This is a genomic window from Paenarthrobacter aurescens (genome assembly GCF_041549525.1).
GTDB classification, from domain to species: domain Bacteria; phylum Actinomycetota; class Actinomycetes; order Actinomycetales; family Micrococcaceae; genus Arthrobacter; species Arthrobacter aurescens.
Genome location: NZ_CP157456.1, coordinates 3,038,301 through 3,057,819 on the forward strand (window position 1 = coordinate 3,038,301; position 19,519 = coordinate 3,057,819).

The following is a 19,519-nucleotide window of genomic DNA, read 5'->3' on the forward strand; positions in this document are numbered from 1 at the left end:
GGGCGTGGAACGTGCAGTGAGACCCCGGCTCAGGAGACCTTGTGGAGGAAAGCCGAAGCGTGCGCCTCCAGGGCTTTGCCGCTGGCAGCGACGTCCCAACGCCACAGGAGGTTGCCGTCCACCAGGCCAAAGATCCGCGTAGCTGCCGTGTACTCCTTGGAGTGGCTTCCACGCATCACCATGTCGGTACTCAGCTGGATCTGGGGTCCCTTGATTTGGCCGTAGTAGAGCTCTGTAATTCCACCAGGGTGGGAAATCGATACCGAGATATCGAACCCGCCCTCCTTGTTACGCCGCTCCTCGACCTCGTCAGCCGTCTTCAGGACCGGGACAATGTCAGCGGGAATCAGGCCGGGGCCGCCATCGCCCTCTTCCAGCTTTCGCTCCAAGGCCCAGAACCCGGTCTCAACGGTCAGGGGCCGCAACTTCTCGCCGGCGTCATCACTGATCCACGTCTCGGCTCTGTACTGCAAGTACGGCAGACCGTTGTGGGTGAAGGAGACATGCTGGACGAAATGCTCCGAGTCCTCGTCTCCGCTGCCGAGCCGGCCGCGTCCTTCCCACTCACCAATGAGCCAGGAAAGAGGAACGAGTTCAGGCGTCAGATCTGTAGGGATCTCAATAGGCACAACGATTACCTCTGTTGGGCTGCAGGGGCAGAAGGTTTACTTCTGGCCCTTGAAAAGGCGGTAGACAACAAAACCCGCAAACCACGCCATGGCTACGCTGGCCAGGCCCAGGAGAACGAGGAAGAAGATTTCAAATGCGAGAACAGACATGATGCAATCCTAACCGTTAGTAGATGAGTAGTTTGTCTATGAAGTAAGCCATGGCCCCCACAGCCCAAACGGGTGCCACACCCATTCCGACCGCTGCCGGGATGTTCAGCCGCCCCCGGCGGAGGGTAGTCATCCGGCGGAAGCACACCAGGACTGATCCCACCACAACGCCCACCAAGGCTGCGGGAAGAACGGCGATGTCCGAGAAAACCAGCCCTGCCAGGGGGCCCATGAGTCCGGCCGTCACCACTCCGAGCGGAGCCACTATGCGGTCTGGCCAGCGAATGATCCCCACCAACAGCGCGGCTGCCGCACTAAGGCCGGCAACGAGGACCATTTCCTTGACGCCATTGAACCGCGCACTGGCGATCCACCCCGCGCCCAGGCAGTTCAGCAACACTCCGGCAGAGCAGCCAAGGGTTGACTCCAGGCGCTGCGCCTGCCCTGTGCCCCTGATCAGCTGGACCACGAACACGGCCATCACGCCCAGCGCCACAAAAGCCGGGGTGCCGTCAAGGAACCCAGGCGCCGGCATGTAGGCAGCAGCAACAGCCGAGCCCGCACCGGCAAGTCCAATAACCGCGGCCAACGTTTTCTTCGCCGGAACTGCCAGGAAGTGCGGCCAGCCGATCCCCACCGCCGCGGATGCCGCGATGCCTGCACCCACCATGGCCTCCCGGGAAACGAAGGTGCTGGCCACGATGGCTGCGAGCGCCACGAGTCCAAATACCCCGATGCTCCAAGACTTCACTGTGTGCCGACCTCAATCCGATGTGCCTTACGACCTCTCGACAATCCTGCCTTAACCCGGCCCAATATGTCGTAATTCCTGCTCTGGCCCGTCACGAATCCATGTGTCCCAAGGCACTGATGGGTATACTCAGACTTCAACAGCGCACTGCGTTTGCTGCGATCCCGTTACAACGGGGACGGCCGGCCATGCGTTGTGACCGACCGGTGAGACTCCGGTTTCGACGCCCGATGATGCGCGTACAGCCCATTGGAGGAACTATGTCGCACATCCTGCTCCTAACGAACAGCACCGGCTCTTCGGTGGACATTTTGCCTGCCTTGGAGTTGCTGAACCACCGCGTGCACATCCTCCCGGCAGAACCCACCGCATTACTGGAAACAGACCCCACGGACATCGTCTTCCTGGATGCCCGCAAGGATCTGGTGGGCGCCCGCTCACTGACCCAGTTGCTGAAGGCCACGGGCCTTAGCGCACCGCTCATGCTGATTCTTACTGAGGGCGGCATGGCAGCCGTCTCATCAGCGTGGGCCGTCGATGACATCGTGCTGGACTCTGCAGGTCCCGCGGAGGTCGAAGCCCGCATCAGGCTGGCCATGGCGCGCGCTGTACCCGGCGAAGAGGAAACCCAGACCGAAATCCGGGCGGCCGGCGTCGTGATTGACGAGGCAAGCTACACCGCCCGTGTCAGCGGCCAGCCCCTCAACCTGACGTTCAAGGAGTTCGAACTCCTGAAGTACCTGGCACAGCACCCGGGCCGGGTGTTCACCCGCCAGCAGTTGCTGACCGAGGTGTGGGGCTATGACTACTACGGAGGAACGCGGACCGTGGACGTCCACATCCGGCGGCTCCGTGCCAAGCTCGGCGTCGATCACGAGAACCTGATCAGCACGGTCCGAAACGTTGGCTACCGGCTGACCTTGGTGCGCCTTACGGACGAGGAGTTGTCCGAAGCCTGAACCTGCCTGCAGGGCAAGCCGGGGCAAAAACCCCAAGCAGAACAAAAAACCCAGGCAGAACAAAGAAGGCCAGGATCCACACGGATCCTGGCCTTCTTTGCTTCTTGGTGGAGGACATACGGGTCGAACGTATCGAGGCCACCCCACTGGTGGATCCCCCCTGCGCTGACTTACGGACAAACCGCAAAGCCGAACGAGATAACGAGACTACCTGCGATTTCCGGGGATTACAAATCACGCCGCTTGCACCGGACGTATAGCCTTGCATCATGAGTCACGCGCACCCGGAAAACTGGCCCGTACTGATCATCGAGGGCGCCTTGGACGCCGAGCTCCTCAGGGACGTCAAGGCACTGGCCGCTGCCGCCGGGGAGTCGGACGGGAATCCCCCGTTCTCCGAGCAGACCTTGGTCATGCTGCGCGGCGTTGACGCCGGGGACCACTCTCTTTTGTCCTTCATCCTGTATGCCCCGGATGAAGATTCCGATCCGGCCACCGCAGAAGACCTGGCGGGCGTCGCCGTCGTCGTCGGAAGTGAGGACGGAAGCGGCGTTCTGGAGCTGGCGGTCCATCCCGCCTACCGCAACCAGGGCGTAGCCGGAAGGCTGCTGGACGCGCTGCAGGGCAAGCGGGGCCTGAACGGACTCAGTGCTTGGTCGCACGGCAACCACGAGGCCGCCGCGGAGCTCGCCACGCGGTTCGGTTATGGGCCGGTGCGTGAACTGTGGAAGATGCGGCTGATGTCTTCAACCGCGGAACTGCCCGACGCCGGACTTCCGGACGGTGTTTCGCTCCGCGCGTTCGTGCCGGGCCAGGATGAGCAAGCATGGCTGTCAGCCAATAGGGCCGCTTTTTCCCACCACCCGGAACAGGGTTCCATGACGCTGGCGGACCTTGAGGCCCGTAAGGCTGAAGATTGGTTCGATCCCGAAGGCTTCCTGTTGGCTGTGGGTGCCGAAGGTGAACTCCTGGGATTCCACTGGACCAAGGTTCACCCGCAGCAAGGCCCGCACCCGGCGATCGGTGAGGTGTACGTAGTGGGCGTCACGCCCGAGGCGCAGGGCTTGGGGCTGGGCAAGGCACTCACCGTGGCAGGCATCAAGCACCTCCAGGGCCAAGGCCTGCATGCTGTGATGCTCTACGTGGATGCGGACAATGAGGCTGCAGTAGCTCTATATCAGAAGCTCGGATTTGTCCGCTGGGACACCGATGTCATGTATGGGTCTTTAACCAAAAATTAACCTGACGGGATCACTTGCCCGAAAGCACGTGACATCTTGGATTCGAGCGCCGTAATTGCTTGTAATGTGGGAGGAAACCCCGTCCTGAGCTTAGGAGAACCCCATGCAGCCGGACCCCGTCGGCACCGCCGGATCCACATCGAAGGGCGCAACACTGCCCCCACGCTTCGGATCATCGGAAGTGCCGGCCTCGCGAGCCACCCAGGACCGCATCGATATTCCGGAATTCGCCCCAAGCCTGGAGCCTGAAGGCGACATCTCGCCGGACCGGTTCCTGGACCGCGAACTGAGCTGGCTTGCGTTCAACTCCCGGGTGCTGGAACTGGCCGAGGATCCTGACCTTTTCCTGCTGGAGCGCGTCAACTTCCTGTCCATCTTCGCCTCCAACCTTGACGAGTTCTTCATGGTTCGGGTGGCTGGCCTCAAACGGCGAATCGCCACAGGGCTCGCCGTCCCCTCCCCTGCGGGCCTGAGCCCCATTGAGGTGCTGGAACAGATCAGCGAAGAGGCCCACAAGCTGCAGGAACGGCACGCACGGGTGTTCGCTGAGCAGATCCGTCCCGCCCTGGCCTACGAGCACATCCACATCATGCATTGGCATGAACTGGATGAGGATGCCCGCCACCGGATCAGCATCATGTTCCAGGAGAAGGTTTTCCCCATCCTGACGCCGCTGGCTGTGGACCCGGCGCACCCCTTCCCCTACATTTCAGGCCTGTCCCTGAACCTCGCGGTGATCGTCAGCAATCCGATCAGCGACAAGGAACTCTTCGCCCGTGTGAAGGTGCCGGACCAGCTGCCCCGCCTCATCTCCGTGGACGGACCGCGTGCGGGCGCCATCCCGGGCCGGGTGGCCAGGTTCATCGCCTTGGAAGAAGTCATTGCTGTCCACTTGGACAAGCTGTTCCCGGGCATGGAAGTCCTGGAGCACCACACCTTCCGCGTCACCCGCAACGAGGACCTGGAAGTGGAAGAGGACGACGCCGAGAACCTCCTTCAGGCCCTGGAGAAGGAACTCCTGCGGCGCCGTTTTGGCCCGCCGGTCCGCCTTGAAGTGACCACGGACATCAACCCCAACATCAAGGCATTGCTGATCCGCGAGCTTGGTGTTGAAGAGTCCGAGGTCTACTCCGTCCCTGCACCGTTGGATCTGCGTGGCTTGTCCGCAATCAGCGGCATCGACCGGGCGGACCTCCATTACCCCAAGCACGTGCCGCACACCTCGCGCTACCTCAACGAGTCTGAAACGTCCAAGGCGGCGAACGTCTTCGCGGCCATGCGCCGCCGTGACATCCTCCTTCACCACCCGTATGACTCCTTCTCCACCTCTGTTCAGGCCTTCCTGGAGCAGGCCGCAGCAGATCCCAAAGTGCAGGCCATCAAGCAGACCCTGTACCGGACGTCCGGCGACTCGCCCATTGTTGATGCCCTGATTGACGCTGCAGAGGCAGGCAAGCAGGTCCTGGCACTTGTGGAGATCAAGGCCCGTTTTGACGAGCAGGCCAACATTTCCTGGGCGCGGAAGCTTGAGCAGGCCGGTGTCCACGTGGTGTACGGCATTGTTGGCCTGAAAACCCACTGCAAGTTGTCCCTGGTGGTTCGCCAGGAAGTGGACGGCCTGCGCCGCTACTGCCACATCGGTACGGGTAACTACCATCCGCGCACCGCACGCTATTACGAGGACCTCGGTTTGCTGACCGCCAACGAGCAAGTGGGCGAGGACCTCTCCAAATTGTTCAACCAGCTCTCCGGCTACGCCCCCAAGTCAACGTTCAAGAGGTTGCTCGTGGCGCCCCGCTCGGTGCGCGCCGGTTTGGTGGACAGGATCGAAGCCGAAATCCGGAACGCCCGGGCCGGGGCTCCCGGATTGGTGCAGATCAAGGTCAATTCCATGGTTGACGAAGCCATCATTGACGCCCTGTACCGCGCCTCGCAGGCGGGTGTGAAGGTGGATGTGGTGGTCCGCGGCATCTGCTCGCTGCGCCCGGGAGTTCCGGGTCTTAGCGAGAACATCACGGTCCGGTCCGTGCTGGGCCGGTTCCTTGAGCACTCGCGCGTCTTTGCCTTTGGCAACGGTGGCGAACCCGTGGTGTACATCGGCTCCGCTGACATGATGCATCGGAACCTGGATCGCCGGGTTGAAGCTTTGGTTCAGCTGGCCAGCAAGGAAGACACAGCTACGGTCATGGACCTGATGCGGCGCTACGTTGACGACGGAACAGCCAGCTGGCACTTGGACAACAGCGGACATTGGACCAGGCACCACTTGGACGACGAGGGTAAGCCATTGCTGGACATGCAGTCCTGGCTCCTGGCTTCCCGCTCACGCCAGCGCGCTGCGGCCCGGCGGTAAGGACACAGTTGAACAGCGATACTCCCGTGGCGGATCAAACAGACCACCCCGGCGAGCCGGTGGCCGTAGTAGCCGCCGGCGCCATTCCATGGCGCGTCACCAAGGGCGCCCTTGAGGTCCTGCTGATCCATCGTCCCCGCTACGACGATTGGTCATGGCCCAAAGGAAAGCTCGACGCCGGGGAAACCGTTCCCGAGTGCGCGGCCCGTGAAGTGTGGGAAGAGATAGGCCTGCAGGCCCCGCTGGGCATACCTCTTCCGGCCATCCACTACCACGTCAGTGCCGGTTTGAAGGTGGTCAGGTACTGGGCAGTGAAGGTCAACGGGGCGCAGCTTCGTCCCGACGGCAAAGAAGTGGACAGCGTCATGTGGTGCAGTCCTGAGAGGGCAGCCAGCTTCCTGAGCAACCCAACGGATGCGGAGCCGCTGGAGTATCTGGCAAAAGCGCACGTCCGCGGTGAACTGGATACGTGGCCGCTGATACTGATCCGCCATGCCAAAGCGAAGCCGCGGTCCTCGTGGACCAAGGCCGAGGGCGATCGCCCTTTGGCCGCCACCGGCCAGAGGCAGGCAGTTGCTGTCCAGCGCCTGCTGGAGGTGTGGAAACCACAACGGGTTGTCACCAGCCCTTGGGCGCGTTGCGTTGCCACCATTGCCCCCTACGCAAAGGCCAGCGGAGCGAAAGTGAAGTTGGTGGAGGCGCTTACCGAGCACACCCATCAGCGCTCACCCAAGAAGACTGCCGCCGCGGTTGAGGCATTGTTCGACAAGCAGTTGCCGATCGCGGTGTGCACGCATCGGCCGGCTTTGCCTACGGCGTTGAAGCAGCTGGGCCAGCACATGCCACAGGCACTGCGCGCGCAGCTCCCCTCAACGGATCCTTTCCTCACTCCCGGTGAAGTGATCGTGTGCCAGGTAGCGCGGGGATCCGAGCGGAAGATTGTGTCCGTGGAGCAGCTCAAGCCGTTCGACGACTGAGACCAAACGTTTGACCCCCACATCTTTGTATCAGTAGATTGATACAAAAGATGTGGGGGTCTTGACGTGGTTGCTCTTCCAACAGTGTTTTTCCTGGGACCGGCAATCGGTGCCATCATCGTGTATCTGTTCCTGAGGATGCAGGTCTGGTCAAAGCCGGATGCCCAAGCCGTCGCCTCGCATGGCCTGTGGGTGGGCATTATTGGCTGGATGGCCAGTTCCCTGCAGGGTGCCATGAGCGCCGGAACCATCCGTGCCAACTCCATGGGATCGAACGCGCCGGTAACTCCGGACCAGATCGCCAACGCACTGGCTTGGCCGATCGTGGCCAGCCTCACCGTCCATGCACTTGGTCAGCTCAGCTACCCTGCGCCGAAGGCTCCACGACGATACGCAGAGCTCAAGATCCGAAGAATCCGGGACTTCCTGCCCCGCAAGCTGGCCTGGACCACGGCAGCGATTTTCGGATACGCCGCGTTGGCTGTTGCTTGGATCGCAGCGCTGCCCGCACACACGCCCGTCCCGCCCGCACCACCGCCGCCCCCGGGGCAGCCCACGGCACCATCAGGCCCCGGTCCCTTTCCCGGGCAGGACGGCCGGATTCCGGGAACCGAACTGGCTCTTTGGCTCGGTGGGGCCCTCTTGCTGCTGGCCGCGGGTACCTGGTTGGTGCTCCTCTTGATCGCCCGACGCCGGCAGCTGGAAACACTCGACGGCGACGACAACCGGATGCTCCGGACCATCGCCACCAACCGCTTGCTCCGAACAGTTTCAACCATCGCTGCGGGCCTGGCTGCCATCGCCGGCAACTTTGCATCTCAGCCGGCACCCGGTGCTGCGTGGCAATCGTCCTGGTTCAACGTACTGGCGCTCATCAACATGGCAGTTCTCGCAGCAATGTGGTGGTGGCGGGTTCCCGCACTTCCCTCCAGCCTCAAAGCCTCGCAAGCCACGAGCGCAAAAACACTACGCAATGACCCCCTCACCCATGGAGCCGTACGACTCAGCATCTCCCTCGGCACAGTACTGGGCCTGGTGGGCGGACTTGCAGTGGTGGCGGGTGTAGCGGTGATCCTCGCAGCTTCAAGCCCTCTGGACCCGCGGGCTTTTCCCCTTGTGACAGCCCTTGCCGCTACCGCCCTCCTCATTGTTATTGCGGCCGGCGAGCTGCTGATGGCGCGAAACTACGGCCGGCCGCATGCCCCGGCCCGCTGGCCCCGTCAACCTGTTTCGCGAGGCTTGCTCTCCTTCGCGATCGGAAGCGCCTCGATTCTCGCCGTGGCCGTGGCTTTCGCCGTGGCCGCGGAGACCCAGCCCTTCACCCCCAGGACATGGCCTGCGGCTCTCCTGCTCTCCGCGCTGGTTGCCGCTGCAGGTGCAGCTGCCGTCACTGCCGTGCGTCGCCGTCGTGGTATCCCGGAAAGCGAAGCTGAGTCCGGATTGGACGCCGCGCTGAGGGCCATCAGCCTCTACAGGATCGTGAGGACATTGGCAGCGTACTGCCTGGGCCAGTCAGCGGCACTGCTGATGATCACCGGCGATGCCTGGTACAGCGTATTTCCACCAGGAGACGGCGTGTATCCCTTGGCGCCCAGCCCGGCCGTTACCGTGGGCATGGTCTTGGCTGCCATTGCCGTGATCGTGGCGGTGGTACCGGTCCGCAGCCTGTTGGGCACCATCCCCCGGGGTGAACGCGCCAGCCTGGAGGGACGGGCTCAATGACTGCAGGGATCACGGTTGACCTCGCCGATCCTGTTCCACCGTACGAACAAATCCGCCGGCAACTCAGCTCTCTCATAGCCGTGGGCATGGTGGAACCCGGAAGCCGCCTGCCCACGGTCCGCAGCCTGGCCGCGGACCTGGGTATTGCGGCGGGTACGGTGGCACGCGCCTATAAGGAACTCGAACAGCAGGGATTGATTGAATCACGACGACGAAACGGGACTGTGGTGCTTGGCCCGCCTGACGCTCCGCGCGGGGCGAGCGGGGAGGCTGCGGTGATGGACGCCGTCGACGGTTTGATCCGGACGGCGCGGGCGGCCGGCATTCGTGACGACACTCTCATAGATCTGGTGCGGTGCAGGCTGAGCAGTAAGCTTGAGTCGTGATCCCCACACCTTATGAAGACCTCCTGCGCGACGTCATGGCCAACGGCACACACAAATCGGACCGCACCGGAACCGGAACGCGCAGCGTTTTCGGCCGCCAGTTGAGGTTCGATCTCGCCGGGAGCTTCCCGCTGATCACCACCAAGCGGGTCCATTTCAAATCCGTGGCAGTTGAACTGCTGTGGTTCCTCCGCGGCGACTCAAACGTGAAGTGGATGCAGGACCAGGGCGTCACCATCTGGGATGAGTGGGCCGATGCCGACGGCGAGCTGGGCCCCGTGTACGGCGTGCAGTGGCGAAGCTGGCCCACCCCCGACGGTGGACACATTGACCAGATCTCCGAGCTCATGACCAATCTGGCAGCCAACCCCGACTCCCGGCGCCACATTGTGTCCGCGTGGAACGTATCCGAGCTCAAGGACATGGCGTTGCCACCGTGCCATGCGTTCTTCCAGTTCTACGTGGCGGACGGCAAGCTTTCCTGCCAGCTGTACCAGCGCTCCGCGGACACGTTCCTGGGCGTCCCCTTCAACATTGCCTCCTACGCCCTGCTGACCCGCATGGTGGCGCAGCAGCTTGGGCTTGAGCCGGGTGAATTCGTGTGGACGGGCGGGGATGTCCATGTATACGACAACCACGTTGACCAGGTTGCCGAGCAGCTTAGCCGCGAGCCGTACGAGTACCCGCAGTTGAAGATCCTGCGTAAACCGGACTCGATTTTCGATTACACCCTGGATGACTTCGAGGTTGTTGGTTACCGCCACCACCCCACCATCAAGGCGCCGATCGCAGTATGAACACCCCCACTCCAGAGACCCCCTCGCAGCTTCCCGGCGTCATCTTTACCCAGGAGACCGCCGCCCGGATGACGGGCATCGGCATGGTCTGGGCACAGACCAAGTCCGGTGTGATCGGCAAAGACGGATCCATGCCGTGGCACCTGCCCGAGGACCTGAAGCACTTCAGCCAGCTCACCACCGGGCATCCCGTCATCATGGGCCGCAAGACGTGGCTTTCATTCCCCGAAAAGTACCGTCCGCTTCCGGGCCGCACCAATATTGTGGTGACCCGCAACGCTGAGTGGGCTTCCACGCCCGAGGCCGAGGGCGCCGTCGTGGTTTCCTCCCTTGACGCGGCCCTGCTGGAATCGCAGTTCGCACCCGGTGGCCAGAAAGTATGGATCATCGGTGGCGGAGAAATCTTTGAGCAGTCCATGGGCATCGCCAACCTGGCGGTCATCACCATCATTGACGCCGATGTGGACGGCGATACCTACGCCCCCGAACTCGGTGACGACTGGACCTTCGATGCCGTAGCCCCATCCGAAGGCTGGCTCACCGCCAAGAACGGCACCAACTACCGGTTCACCACATGGCGCCGGAACGCAAGCCAGAAAAGCCAGGAAGACTAAGCATGCTGAAAAAACCTGAAACCCTGTTCGTGCTGGGCTATATGCTGCTGCCGCTCTTCGCCCTGATCTCCGCCATTGTGGGACTGACCATGATCCTGGGCGGCAACAAAATCGCGGGAATCATTGTGCTGATCGTGGTCACGCAGGTGTTTACCTTCGGTGCGTTTTTCGCCCTGCGCAAGCGCAAGGCCCTCTTGCTCCAGGAACACGACGCCGGCACCCTCTAGAACCGCTTGAACAGCTGGCTGGATCCGTCCCCGGGCGAGTGCTGTTTGTGGTGCGTTGAATGCGTGACGTAACCAACAGCGGCACTTCGCTCCGAAAGTTTAGACTTGGTCAATGACTACAGCAGCTAATCCGTCCGTTGGACTGGTCGGTTGGCGTGGCATGGTCGGCTCCGTCCTGATGCAGCGCATGCAGGACGAGAACGACTTCGCCAACATCAACCCGGTATTTTTCTCCACCTCGAATGCAGGAGGTGCCGCCCCGTCCTTTGCTGAGGGGAGTGGCAAGCTCGAGGATGCGTTCGATCTTGAGACGCTGGCCAAGCTGCCCATTATTGTCACCGCCCAGGGTGGCGACTACACCAAGCAGGTCCACGGCGAACTCCGCAACCGCGGCTGGGACGGCCTGTGGATCGATGCTGCCTCCACCCTGCGGATGAACGACGATTCCATCATTGTGCTGGACCCCATCAACCGCGATGTCATTGATGCCGGCCTGTCCGGTGGCGTGAAGGATTTCATCGGCGGCAACTGCACGGTTTCCTGCATGCTGATGGGCCTCGGCGGCCTCTTCAAGAACAACCTGGTGGAGTGGGGCACCTCCATGACCTACCAGGCTGCCTCCGGTGGTGGCGCGCGGCACATGCGTGAACTCCTCAATCAGTTCGGCACCCTCAACAACGAGGTCAGCAGCGAACTGGAAGACCCGGCGTCGGCCATTCTCGAAATTGACCATAAGGTCCTCGCGGCACAGCGCACCGGCGTTGACGCCACCCAGTTCGGCGTGCCGCTGGCAGGCTCCCTCATTCCCTGGATCGATGCCGACCTCGGCAACGGCCAGTCCAAGGAAGAGTGGAAAGCCGGCGTGGAAACCAACAAAATCCTCGGTACCGGCAATGGCACTGCGGGCAAGGACCACATTGCCATGGACGGCCTGTGCATCCGCATCGGTGCCATGCGTTCACACTCCCAGGCCCTCACGCTCAAGCTGCGCGAAGACCTGTCCGTGACGGAAATCGAAAACCTCCTGGCCAAGGACAACGAGTGGGCCAAGGTTGTGCCCAACACCAAGGAAGCCTCCATGGCGGACCTGACCCCCGTGGCAGCATCCGGCACGCTGGACATCCCCGTGGGCCGCATCCGGAAGCTCGAAATGGGCCCGGAATACATCAGCGCCTTCACAGTGGGAGACCAGCTCCTGTGGGGTGCAGCCGAGCCGCTGCGCCGCATGCTGAACATTGTGACGGGCAAGCTCTAGTCCTGCCCATCCGGCTAAGTTCGTCTTCAACCCGCTCTTCCGTTGCTGCCCAGCGACGGAAGAGCGGGTTTTCGACGTTCCGGACGGGTCAAGGCGGCCTTCAGGCGGCGTTCCACCTCCCACGGCCGGCTGAGGTCAGCCCACTCAATGCGGATCACATTCCACCCCAGTGCCGTTAGCGCCTTCTCGCGGCGCCGTTCCTGGAACACCACCTCATCAGTGGGCGCGAAATCGAAATACTTGGACCGGCCATCGAACTCGAGAATAACCTTCGAGTCCGGCCAGCCGAAGTCTCCGCGGTAGCGTCCGTTGGGCGTATCAACTTCCAGTTGCGGCACTGCTCCCTTTATTCCCAGCTTTGTCAGCAGAGCACGCGCCCGGGTCTCCCCCACGGACTCGGACCTGCCATCAACGGCGTCCAGTACCCGCCGTAGTCGGCGCGCGCCCCTGATCACTCTGCCGGTGTCCACATAGCCCCGCATGAGAAGCGGATCAGCTCCCTTCCGAACCGCTTGGTCCGCAATTACCAGGGCGCTTTCAAATTCAAGCGTCCGGGCACAGTCCACAACCGTCCGCTCCAGACTGGTGATTTTGGTGGGTCGCCGCCAAGGAGCCAGGACCTCGGTGATCTCCGCACTCGCCAGCAGAGCACCATGCGCCACCACGTCCTCTCCGGAACTGGCTTGCGAAGGTGAGAACGGCGTAGTTATGTGCACCAGCGGCCCACCATTCCACGTGGAGCAACCATGGAGTCGTGCGGCACTGACGTGGCTGTAAGCGGCGCTGGAACGTGAGCTGAGCTGATGAGCTTGGATTCCCAGCAGGTCCTGCTCCCATGGCTTGAGGTGCCGCCAATCGTCAGTACGGGCATACACTCCGCGTCTTAGCCGTTTGAGCTTTCCAGAGCGCGCACCGGCTGTCAGCTCACGGTCCCCCAAGCCATTCGCCGCGAGATCCGATGTGACGGCAAGGATGGCATTTGGCCACTTGGCAGTGAGCAGGGAATCGAGTTTTTGTGATTGCATGCTTACGTCCCTGCCCCGCACACACGTCGCTGCCCAACAACGCGATAGCGGGCCAACCACGGAACTGTGGGCTCAGGCGGCCATGAACTTCAGGTAGGCGCGGCCCTGGGCTTGGAAAGACCGTTCAGCGGCCGGGCCCAGCTCCCCCGCGAACGGCTCCGGAGCAACCCCCACACTCTTTCCGTTCACTGTCCTGGCCCACGTTCCCACCACTTCGCCGCCGGAGACCATAATCCTCTTGAACACCCCGTTCTTACCCGGCACCACCAGTTCCGCGTGCTCAGGAGCCAGCACCAGGCCGCGGTCCTGGTAACCGAGCAGGAATTCGTCGAACCCCGGGAGCGCCAGCATAGGGCGGGAGCCGGGGACGGCGTCGTCGAGCATTGCTGCCGTTTCCGGCGAGAGCCAGTAGCTGCTGCTGCCGAACTCCAGCTCAACCAAACGGTCTTTCACCGCATGGAGAGCGGCACGGGCCTCGGTGAGGGGCACTTGGCTCCACCACGCAAAATCCCTGATGGTTGCCGGGCCATGACTGCGGACATAGCGGAACAGCAGCTCCGCAATCCCTTCCTCGCGGTCCAGGTCCCTAGAGTCCGGAATCCACTCGTCAAAGGGCACGAACAGTTGTTGCACACCCACTTTGCCGTTGCTCCCCGCCATGGGTCCTTGCACCAGCCAAGCACGCTGGCAAAGACTTCCCAACAGGTGGATGCCACGCTGGGCCTTGGTGGTTTGGCCCGCGTCTTCGAAAGCCTGAAACAGCTGTTCGCGGCTTGCTCCCGGCGCGCCCCCTGCTTTGAGTGCTTCTGTAGTTTTGAAAGCGATGTCCCGGCATTGGCTGATGTCCCCGGACGTGATGCCCAGCTCGCGGTGGCGTGCCGCTACCGATTTCATCAACCGTTCACCGGTGATACCCAGAATCCAGCGGAGATCTTCAGGGGCGAGTAAGTGAAGGGTGCCCCGCATGGGCCACGAGCGGACCACCGTCCCGGCGTCGAGTGCTGCCCTGACATCTGAAGCAGCAGTCCCTGGCACGCGCTGGCCCACCGCCCACAACGCTGAACCAAGGTCCTGCGCCTGCATGCAGGTCATCCAACGGACCGCATCAGCGACGGTAGCAAAGCCGCCGCCCAGCAGGCCCTGACTGGCCAGCCGCAACCGTCCCATGATGCGCGGAGTAAGAGTGGCTCTCTGGGAAGGCATGCTTCATCCTAAAAGCACCAGCCAGTACAGGGAACCTTGCCGCGCCTCCCAGCCGTCACCCAGCAGCAGATCCTAGGATGGGTTCATGCTTTTTGGTGATCTTGCTCCGTTCGTGCGGCCGATGAGCCGGTGGTTGGCTACCGCCGGCTGGTTCTGCACGCTCGCCGGGCTCGCCGCCGGGCTCATCGTGGCAGTTGGAACGGGTGTGAGCCTCTCCCCCGCAATGCAGGCGGTTCAGTCGGTCAGCCTGGTGGCCACCGCGGCCGCCGCAGTCCTCATAGGAACCGCCGCCGCCACCCAGCCCGTATCAGACCGCGACGACGACGCCCCCGAGACCTGGTTCTACCCGGCAGCGGCAGCGCAGGTCCGCAGCTTCCTCCTTGGAGCGATCGTCCTGCTCCTGGGGTTGGTGGGATTCGCCACGGCCGGGCTGTTCATGCCCAGCGGACCGTCGCCGCAAAGTATCGCCTTCAGCCAGATTTTCCTGTTGGGTGCCGTCAGTTGCGGGCTCACGTTCCTGCTGCTCAACAAGGTCCTGCCCATCGCGGAGCGGCGCACGCGCTGAGTTCGGCTATAACTTCACGCCGATCAGCAACGGTTCCGGGTGCAGTTCAATGCCAAACCGTTCGACGACGCCTGCACGCACCTCACGCGCGATGGCCACCATGTCCGAAGCCGATGCTGAACCCCTGTTGGTGATGGCAAGAGTGTGCTTGGTGGACAGGGAGGCCCGACCACCGGACACACTGGATTCTTCCAACCCGAAGCCCTTGCCGAAGCCCGCCTGATCAATCAGCCAGGCAGCGGAGAGTTTCACCAGGCCGTTGTCCCCTGCAGGGTACTTGGGCGCGTTCTCCGGAAGGGCGGAGGCGAGCTCCGCGGGGACTATCGGGTTGGTGAAAAATGATCCGGTGGAATAGGTATCCCTGTCAGCAGCATCGAGGACCATGCCCTTGGATGCGCGGAGCCTCAGGACTTCCCTGCGCACATCATTGGAGTAAGCACGCTTGCCGGCTTCCACGCCCAGCACACGGGCCAGTTCCGCATACCGGATAGGGGCACTCATTCGTCCCAGCGGCAACTGGAACTCCACAGTGAGCACCACGTAGCGCGGCGAGCCTTCAACGGTGGTTTGCTTCAGGATGGAGTCGCGGTATCCGAATTTGAGCTCGGAGTTGGTGAAGGTCTGCACCGCGTTGCGTTCACGGTCCCAAGTGCGCACAGCTGCAATGGTTTGGGAAACGTCCGCGCCGTAGGCTCCCACGTTCTGCACTGGGGTTGCGCAGGTGGCTCCCGGGATTCCGGACAACGCTTCCAGTCCGGACCAGGCGTGAAGCACCGCGTATTCCACCAGTGCGTCCCAGTTGTGTCCTGCCTGCACAACTACGGACACACCTCCGCAGCTGTCCTCCGAGTTCACGGTGAACCCCTCGGAGGCGATCTTCAGGACGGTCCCTGCGTAGCCGTCGTCGGAGATCAGCAGGTTGGATCCGCCGCCGATGATCAGGAGTTTTTCTCCTGCTGCATCGGCAGACCGGACGGCGTCAATGATCCCGGCCTCAGTGCGGGCCTCAATATAGTTACCCGCGGGGCCGCCAACAGCAGCAGTGGTCAGTTCGGAAAGCAGCGTTTGGGTCACCAATCAAGCCTAACGGGCTTCGTTGGGCTGTGCCGACTCCACCGTTTTCCGGCCGGCCAGCGGTGCCAGGAAGAAGCTGACCACCAGCAACACCAAAGGGGCCAGGAGGGAATGCAGGATTCCGAAGTGTTCAGCCAACAGGCCAAGCAGCGGAGGGCCGCACAGGAAAGCACCGTAACCAATGGTGGACACCACCGATACCCGGGCCGCGGCATGAACCGGATCATCGGCGGCTGCGGACATTCCTACGGGGAACCCCAGCGAAGCGCCCAGCCCCCACACCGCCAACGCCACGAACGCAAGCCACGGAACCGGAGAGAACACAAAAAGCGAAAGGCCCACGACGGCGGTGGCCGAGCACCAGCGCATCACCACCACACGCCCAAAGCGGTCAAGGATGACCGTTCCTGCGAAGCGGCCGATGGTCATGAACGTCACGAACAACCCGTAGCCCACAGCACCTGCAGCATCGGACTGGCCGTAGCCGTCAGCTAGTGCCAGCGCTACCCAGTCCCCCGCGGCTCCTTCGGCCAGTGCCAGGCCGAGGACCAGTACGCCGATCAACAGGGTCCGCCGGTCGCGCCAGGCAAGAGCCACCAGGCGCTTGTTGTCCAACGGAGCGGCAGCTTTGGATGAGTCCGCCTGGGCGCCGGCCGAGTCGGTGGTGATGATAGGAAGCGGACCTGTGGACGGATCCTGGAACGTATCGGTTTCCCGCGCACGGTAGCTCTGCGTAGCGGCAGCGGTTTTCTCAGCGCGGAACCAGAAGGTGGCGGTAACCACCGAGGACGTCACAACCACGCCCGAGATCAGGAAATGCCAGAACACCGGCATGTGGATGGCAGCCGCCCAGGCCCCAAAGCCGGCAGCGGCCACAGTTCCCAAACTGAAGGCCCCGTGCAGGTGAGGCATGATGTGCCGTTCCAACCCGCGCTCGAGCGAGGCACCTTCCACGTTGGATGCAGTGTTCCAACTGGCCGTACCCAGGCCCAGGATCACCAGACCTGCGGCCACCACCAATGGATTGGCCATCAGGGAGGTACCAACACCCACCGTGACCAGGCCTGCACCCACCATGCTGCTGCCGATCCTGGTGGTCAGTTTGGGGCCAAGCCGCAGCACAATCAGGCCCGAGGCCGAGATCGAGATGAAGGAGGCAACCGTCATGCACATGAGCAAGAGGCCGATGCCACCCGGCGTGAGGTTCAGGCCGTCGCGGATGGCGGGCAAGCGGGAAACCCACGTGGCGAAGGCGATGCCACTGGCGCCGTAGGAGGCAAGAACAGCGGCGCGCCACCGCGACATGTCTGTCGATGTGGCGCGCGGTTTGCTGCGGTCTTGGCTGGTGTTCGCTTGGTTCAAGAGACCTTCACAACTGCCTGTGACTTCATGAGGACCTTCTGGCCGCCCGCCACGACGGTGAGGTCGATGCGCGCGGTGCGGGCATCGGCGTCGAGCGCTCCTACAACACCGGTGACGTCAATAACAGCGCCGGGCTGATCGGTACCGGTGGTGTCCGTAACCAGGACGGGCTTGGTGAAGCGGGTCTGGTAATCAACGACGGCGGCGGGGTCGCCGGCCCAGTCGCTCACCAGCTGCACGGCCGCGCCCATGGTGAACATGCCGTGGGCGATGACCCCGGGAAGTTCCACGGAGGTGGCGAAAGCCTCGTTCCAGTGGATCGGGTTGAAGTCTCCCGATGCTCCGGCGTACTTGACCAGGTCCTGGCGGGTGACATCAATGCTGCGGGTGCCGATTTCCTGGCCGACCGTCAGTTCTTCGAATGCAGGGCTCATGGTTACTGTCCCTCTCCGCGGACCAGGATGGACGAAGTTGTGGTGGCCACCTTTTCGCCCTCTTCAGTGGAAATTTCGGAGCGGGTGGTGATCATGGCTCCCCCGCCCATGGCGCGGACGCCGTCGACGTGCAGCTCGGCAACAAGGCGGTCGCCGGCCACGATTGCACGGTGGTGCGTGAAACGCTGGTCAGCGTGGACCACCCGCGAGAAGTCGATGCCCGACTCCGGATCCTGAACCAACTGGGCGTCGGCACGCTGGGCGACGATGATGGCGAACGTTGGCGGGGCAACGAGGTCGCTGTGCCCCAGCGCCTTGGCTGCTTCAACATCGAAATGCGCCGGGTTGCTGGCTTTTACAGCGTGGGCGAATTCGCGGATCTTTTCACGACCGACGTCGTATACCTCTGCGGCAGGGTAGCTTCGGCCCTGCAGGTCCGGATTGATACTCATGCACCAACCCTATCGGCCCCGGGAGCCCGGATGCAGCGAGGGGCCCGGGTGAAGACGTTACTTCTTGTAGCTCTTGCGGATCTTCTGGCCCCGCACCACCAGTCCAGTGACGTGAAGCAGCAGGCCGGCACCGATGACTGGCAGCGAAGCCATGGCCAGGCCCTGGTTCCCGGAGGTGTTGCCCACAATGGACAGGACCAGCCCGATGGCGATCAACCCCATGGCGCTGAAAACCAGCACTTTGTACGACGTGGGGGCAGTAGCCCAAAATTGTTCCAGCACCGTTCCAGTCTACGGGGTGCGTTGCGGGGCCCGCTTTGCGCCCTCAAACCCGGGAATTGCCAGCAAAGCAGGCCTCACAACGTTAGAGGAGCCCGCAACGTGAGAAAAGCCCACAACGTCAGAAGAGGGAGTCCTGCAGCGCGGGGATCACGGTTGTGTGGGGGCCGAACTCGATCTTGCGGCCCTTCAACGCGCCAAGGTCTGCCACGAAGCTGCCCTCGACGTCGTTTCCTGTTGCGTCAGGGAGGCCGGCCAAGGTGATCGCCCCGGACAGTGAGCGGATCCGCAAACCGTGCCCGCCGCCGTCGAACGTTGCCGGGTAAGGATGGCGGCGACTCCCCTCGGCACCGGCACCACAGAGCCGCTCCGCCAAAGCCGGCCGGTCCCACTCTTCCTCAACAACGGCATAGCCGGTCATGGCCAAGCCACCGAGCAGCTCGCGCACCCGGCCGGCATGCTGACGGTTCAAAGCCAGGAGTTCGACGGCGGCACGCGGCTCCACGAGGCCCGCTGCCTTGGACGCGGAACGGACTTGTTGAACCAGGCCGAGCTCGCAAGTGACCATGTCCTCCAGGACACGAACAACGCGGCCATCTTCGGCGTGCGCAACATAGGAGGCATGAACAGCGCCCTGTTCAGCAAGCCGGTTCCATTTCCGCGGGGCCGAGGCCGTCCCCACTTTGGTGGCACAGTTGGCAAAGGTGGCCACATAAAGCCAGTGGGGCTGCATCAGGTAAGCACGCAGGCCTGCAGGAACTGATGTGCCACGGTGGAAGTCGTGCATCAGCCGGGAGTCGTCCCGGGCAAAGCAGGCCCCGCACTGCTTTCCACGCTCGGCAGGTGAAGACCCGGGGCAGGGAATATGCGTACGATCCCCAGGCCCGTGGACCTTCGTGTGTCCGAGGCACCACACACCGGGGATAACACGCAGGCCCAGGGCTGAGCCCAGGGCCAACGCAACATCAAGGAACTCAGCATCCGGCGTGAACAGCCGAAGCGAAGGGGAAGGGGAATCCCACGAGACTCCGTGGACAAGCATCCCTACCTGACCAGCGTGCATC

At 62.9% G+C, this 19,519-nt stretch carries 21 protein-coding genes; 11 read left to right on the forward strand and 10 right to left on the reverse strand.

Annotation, left to right across the window (positions count from 1 at the left end):
* Nucleotides 1-29: 29 nt before the first annotated feature.
* Together ABI796_RS14080 and ABI796_RS14085 are read right to left on the reverse strand one after the other, a co-directional pair.
* On the reverse strand, nt 30-629 hold the full coding sequence (locus ABI796_RS14080; protein WP_105690105.1) for an FABP family protein: 600 nt from the start codon (nt 627-629) through the stop codon (nt 30-32).
* Nucleotides 630-795: 166 nt separating this feature from the next.
* Complete coding sequence (locus ABI796_RS14085; RefSeq protein WP_141281669.1) at nt 796-1,530, reverse strand: permease; 735 nt, start codon at nt 1,528-1,530, stop codon at nt 796-798.
* 260 nt (nt 1,531-1,790) lie between these two features.
* Between ABI796_RS14085 and ABI796_RS14090 the strand changes: the two genes are divergently transcribed.
* The 10 genes from ABI796_RS14090 to asd all read left to right on the forward strand — a co-directional run bounded on the left by ABI796_RS14090 (nt 1,791) and on the right by asd (nt 12,061).
* Nucleotides 1,791-2,489 carry a response regulator transcription factor gene (locus ABI796_RS14090; RefSeq protein ID WP_141281671.1) on the forward strand — a complete coding sequence of 233 codons (699 nt, stop codon included), beginning with the start codon at nt 1,791-1,793 and terminating at the stop codon, nt 2,487-2,489.
* A gap of 269 nt (nt 2,490-2,758) precedes the next feature.
* Nucleotides 2,759-3,730, forward strand: a complete 972-nt coding sequence (gene mshD / locus ABI796_RS14095; protein WP_141281673.1) for a mycothiol synthase — start codon at nt 2,759-2,761, stop codon at nt 3,728-3,730.
* Between the two features lie 103 nt (nt 3,731-3,833).
* Nucleotides 3,834-6,083, forward strand: a complete 2,250-nt coding sequence (locus ABI796_RS14100; protein WP_141281675.1) for an RNA degradosome polyphosphate kinase — start codon at nt 3,834-3,836, stop codon at nt 6,081-6,083.
* An 8-nt stretch (nt 6,084-6,091) separates the two neighbouring features.
* Nucleotides 6,092-7,060, forward strand: a complete 969-nt coding sequence (locus tag ABI796_RS14105) for an NUDIX hydrolase (protein WP_141281678.1) — start codon at nt 6,092-6,094, stop codon at nt 7,058-7,060.
* Nucleotides 7,061-7,126: 66 nt separating this feature from the next.
* Nucleotides 7,127-8,782 carry a hypothetical protein gene (locus tag ABI796_RS14110; RefSeq protein WP_141281680.1) on the forward strand — a complete coding sequence of 552 codons (1,656 nt, stop codon included), beginning with the start codon at nt 7,127-7,129 and terminating at the stop codon, nt 8,780-8,782.
* On the forward strand, nt 8,779-9,168 hold the full coding sequence (locus ABI796_RS14115) for a GntR family transcriptional regulator (RefSeq protein ID WP_141281682.1): 390 nt from the start codon (nt 8,779-8,781) through the stop codon (nt 9,166-9,168). Before ABI796_RS14110 ends, ABI796_RS14115 begins: the two co-directional genes overlap by 4 nt.
* A 35-nt stretch (nt 9,169-9,203) precedes the next feature.
* Entirely contained in the window at nt 9,204-9,965 is a 762-nt protein-coding gene (locus ABI796_RS14120; protein WP_246095685.1) for a thymidylate synthase, read from the forward strand.
* Complete coding sequence (locus ABI796_RS14125; protein WP_141281686.1) at nt 9,962-10,579, forward strand: dihydrofolate reductase; 618 nt, start codon at nt 9,962-9,964, stop codon at nt 10,577-10,579. The genes ABI796_RS14120 and ABI796_RS14125 overlap by 4 nt, the downstream gene beginning before the upstream one ends.
* Before the next feature lie 2 nt (nt 10,580-10,581).
* Nucleotides 10,582-10,806: an NF038396 family protein gene (locus tag ABI796_RS14130; protein ID WP_141281688.1), complete on the forward strand. Its 225-nt coding sequence runs from the start codon at nt 10,582-10,584 to the stop codon at nt 10,804-10,806.
* A gap of 112 nt (nt 10,807-10,918) precedes the next feature.
* Nucleotides 10,919-12,061 carry an aspartate-semialdehyde dehydrogenase gene (gene asd, locus ABI796_RS14135; protein ID WP_141281690.1) on the forward strand — a complete coding sequence of 381 codons (1,143 nt, stop codon included), beginning with the start codon at nt 10,919-10,921 and terminating at the stop codon, nt 12,059-12,061.
* Between the two features lie 26 nt (nt 12,062-12,087).
* Here asd and ABI796_RS14140 read toward each other — a convergent pair whose 3' ends face one another.
* Both ABI796_RS14140 and ABI796_RS14145 read right to left on the reverse strand, forming a co-directional pair.
* Complete coding sequence (locus ABI796_RS14140; protein WP_141281693.1) at nt 12,088-13,086, reverse strand: hypothetical protein; 999 nt, start codon at nt 13,084-13,086, stop codon at nt 12,088-12,090.
* Between the two features lie 72 nt (nt 13,087-13,158).
* Nucleotides 13,159-14,289, reverse strand: coding sequence for a winged helix DNA-binding domain-containing protein (locus ABI796_RS14145; protein WP_141281695.1), 1,131 nt, complete (start codon nt 14,287-14,289; stop codon nt 13,159-13,161).
* 85 nt (nt 14,290-14,374) lie between these two features.
* On the opposite strand from ABI796_RS14145, the gene ABI796_RS14150 reads away from it, so the two are divergent.
* Nucleotides 14,375-14,854 (forward strand): hypothetical protein, encoded by a 480-nt coding sequence (locus ABI796_RS14150; protein ID WP_141281697.1) that lies wholly within the window; start codon nt 14,375-14,377, stop codon nt 14,852-14,854.
* Nucleotides 14,855-14,860: 6 nt separating this feature from the next.
* Here the strand turns inward: ABI796_RS14150 and ABI796_RS14155 are convergent, their stop codons facing one another.
* The 6 genes from ABI796_RS14155 to ABI796_RS14180 form a co-directional block, all read right to left on the reverse strand.
* Nucleotides 14,861-15,928, reverse strand: coding sequence for a UDP-N-acetylmuramate dehydrogenase (locus ABI796_RS14155; RefSeq protein ID WP_141281699.1), 1,068 nt, complete (start codon nt 15,926-15,928; stop codon nt 14,861-14,863).
* Between the two features lie 9 nt (nt 15,929-15,937).
* Nucleotides 15,938-17,233: a sugar MFS transporter gene (locus ABI796_RS14160; RefSeq protein WP_174754474.1), complete on the reverse strand. Its 1,296-nt coding sequence runs from the start codon at nt 17,231-17,233 to the stop codon at nt 15,938-15,940.
* A 53-nt stretch (nt 17,234-17,286) separates the two neighbouring features.
* Nucleotides 17,287-17,724: a MaoC family dehydratase gene (locus ABI796_RS14165; protein ID WP_141281702.1), complete on the reverse strand. Its 438-nt coding sequence runs from the start codon at nt 17,722-17,724 to the stop codon at nt 17,287-17,289.
* Between the two features lie 2 nt (nt 17,725-17,726).
* Nucleotides 17,727-18,176 carry a MaoC family dehydratase N-terminal domain-containing protein gene (locus tag ABI796_RS14170; RefSeq protein ID WP_141281703.1) on the reverse strand — a complete coding sequence of 150 codons (450 nt, stop codon included), beginning with the start codon at nt 18,174-18,176 and terminating at the stop codon, nt 17,727-17,729.
* Nucleotides 18,177-18,233: 57 nt separating this feature from the next.
* Nucleotides 18,234-18,458: a DUF3188 domain-containing protein gene (locus ABI796_RS14175; protein ID WP_141281705.1), complete on the reverse strand. Its 225-nt coding sequence runs from the start codon at nt 18,456-18,458 to the stop codon at nt 18,234-18,236.
* A 118-nt stretch (nt 18,459-18,576) separates the two neighbouring features.
* Complete coding sequence (locus ABI796_RS14180; RefSeq protein ID WP_141281902.1) at nt 18,577-19,497, reverse strand: DUF2797 domain-containing protein; 921 nt, start codon at nt 19,495-19,497, stop codon at nt 18,577-18,579.
* Between the last annotated feature and the right edge of the window lie 22 nt (nt 19,498-19,519).

Coding starts and splice junctions, on each gene's coding strand:
- ABI796_RS14120 (WP_246095685.1), top strand. CDS start 9,204: ATGGCCAACGGCACACACAAATCGGACCGCACCGGAACCGGAACGCGC.
- ABI796_RS14165 (WP_141281702.1), bottom strand. CDS start 17,724: ATGAGCCCTGCATTCGAAGAACTGACGGTCGGCCAGGAAATCGGCACC.
- ABI796_RS14090 (WP_141281671.1), top strand. CDS start 1,791: ATGTCGCACATCCTGCTCCTAACGAACAGCACCGGCTCTTCGGTGGAC.
- ABI796_RS14100 (WP_141281675.1), top strand. CDS start 3,834: ATGCAGCCGGACCCCGTCGGCACCGCCGGATCCACATCGAAGGGCGCA.
- asd (WP_141281690.1), top strand. CDS start 10,919: ATGACTACAGCAGCTAATCCGTCCGTTGGACTGGTCGGTTGGCGTGGC.
- ABI796_RS14150 (WP_141281697.1), top strand. CDS start 14,375: ATGCTTTTTGGTGATCTTGCTCCGTTCGTGCGGCCGATGAGCCGGTGG.
- ABI796_RS14145 (WP_141281695.1), bottom strand. CDS start 14,289: ATGCCTTCCCAGAGAGCCACTCTTACTCCGCGCATCATGGGACGGTTG.
- mshD (WP_141281673.1), top strand. CDS start 2,759: ATGAGTCACGCGCACCCGGAAAACTGGCCCGTACTGATCATCGAGGGC.
- ABI796_RS14170 (WP_141281703.1), bottom strand. CDS start 18,176: ATGAGTATCAATCCGGACCTGCAGGGCCGAAGCTACCCTGCCGCAGAG.
- ABI796_RS14125 (WP_141281686.1), top strand. CDS start 9,962: ATGAACACCCCCACTCCAGAGACCCCCTCGCAGCTTCCCGGCGTCATC.
- ABI796_RS14115 (WP_141281682.1), top strand. CDS start 8,779: ATGACTGCAGGGATCACGGTTGACCTCGCCGATCCTGTTCCACCGTAC.
- ABI796_RS14140 (WP_141281693.1), bottom strand. CDS start 13,086: ATGCAATCACAAAAACTCGATTCCCTGCTCACTGCCAAGTGGCCAAAT.
- ABI796_RS14180 (WP_141281902.1), bottom strand. CDS start 19,497: ATGCTTGTCCACGGAGTCTCGTGGGATTCCCCTTCCCCTTCGCTTCGG.
- ABI796_RS14130 (WP_141281688.1), top strand. CDS start 10,582: ATGCTGAAAAAACCTGAAACCCTGTTCGTGCTGGGCTATATGCTGCTG.
- ABI796_RS14160 (WP_174754474.1), bottom strand. CDS start 17,233: ATGTCGCGGTGGCGCGCCGCTGTTCTTGCCTCCTACGGCGCCAGTGGC.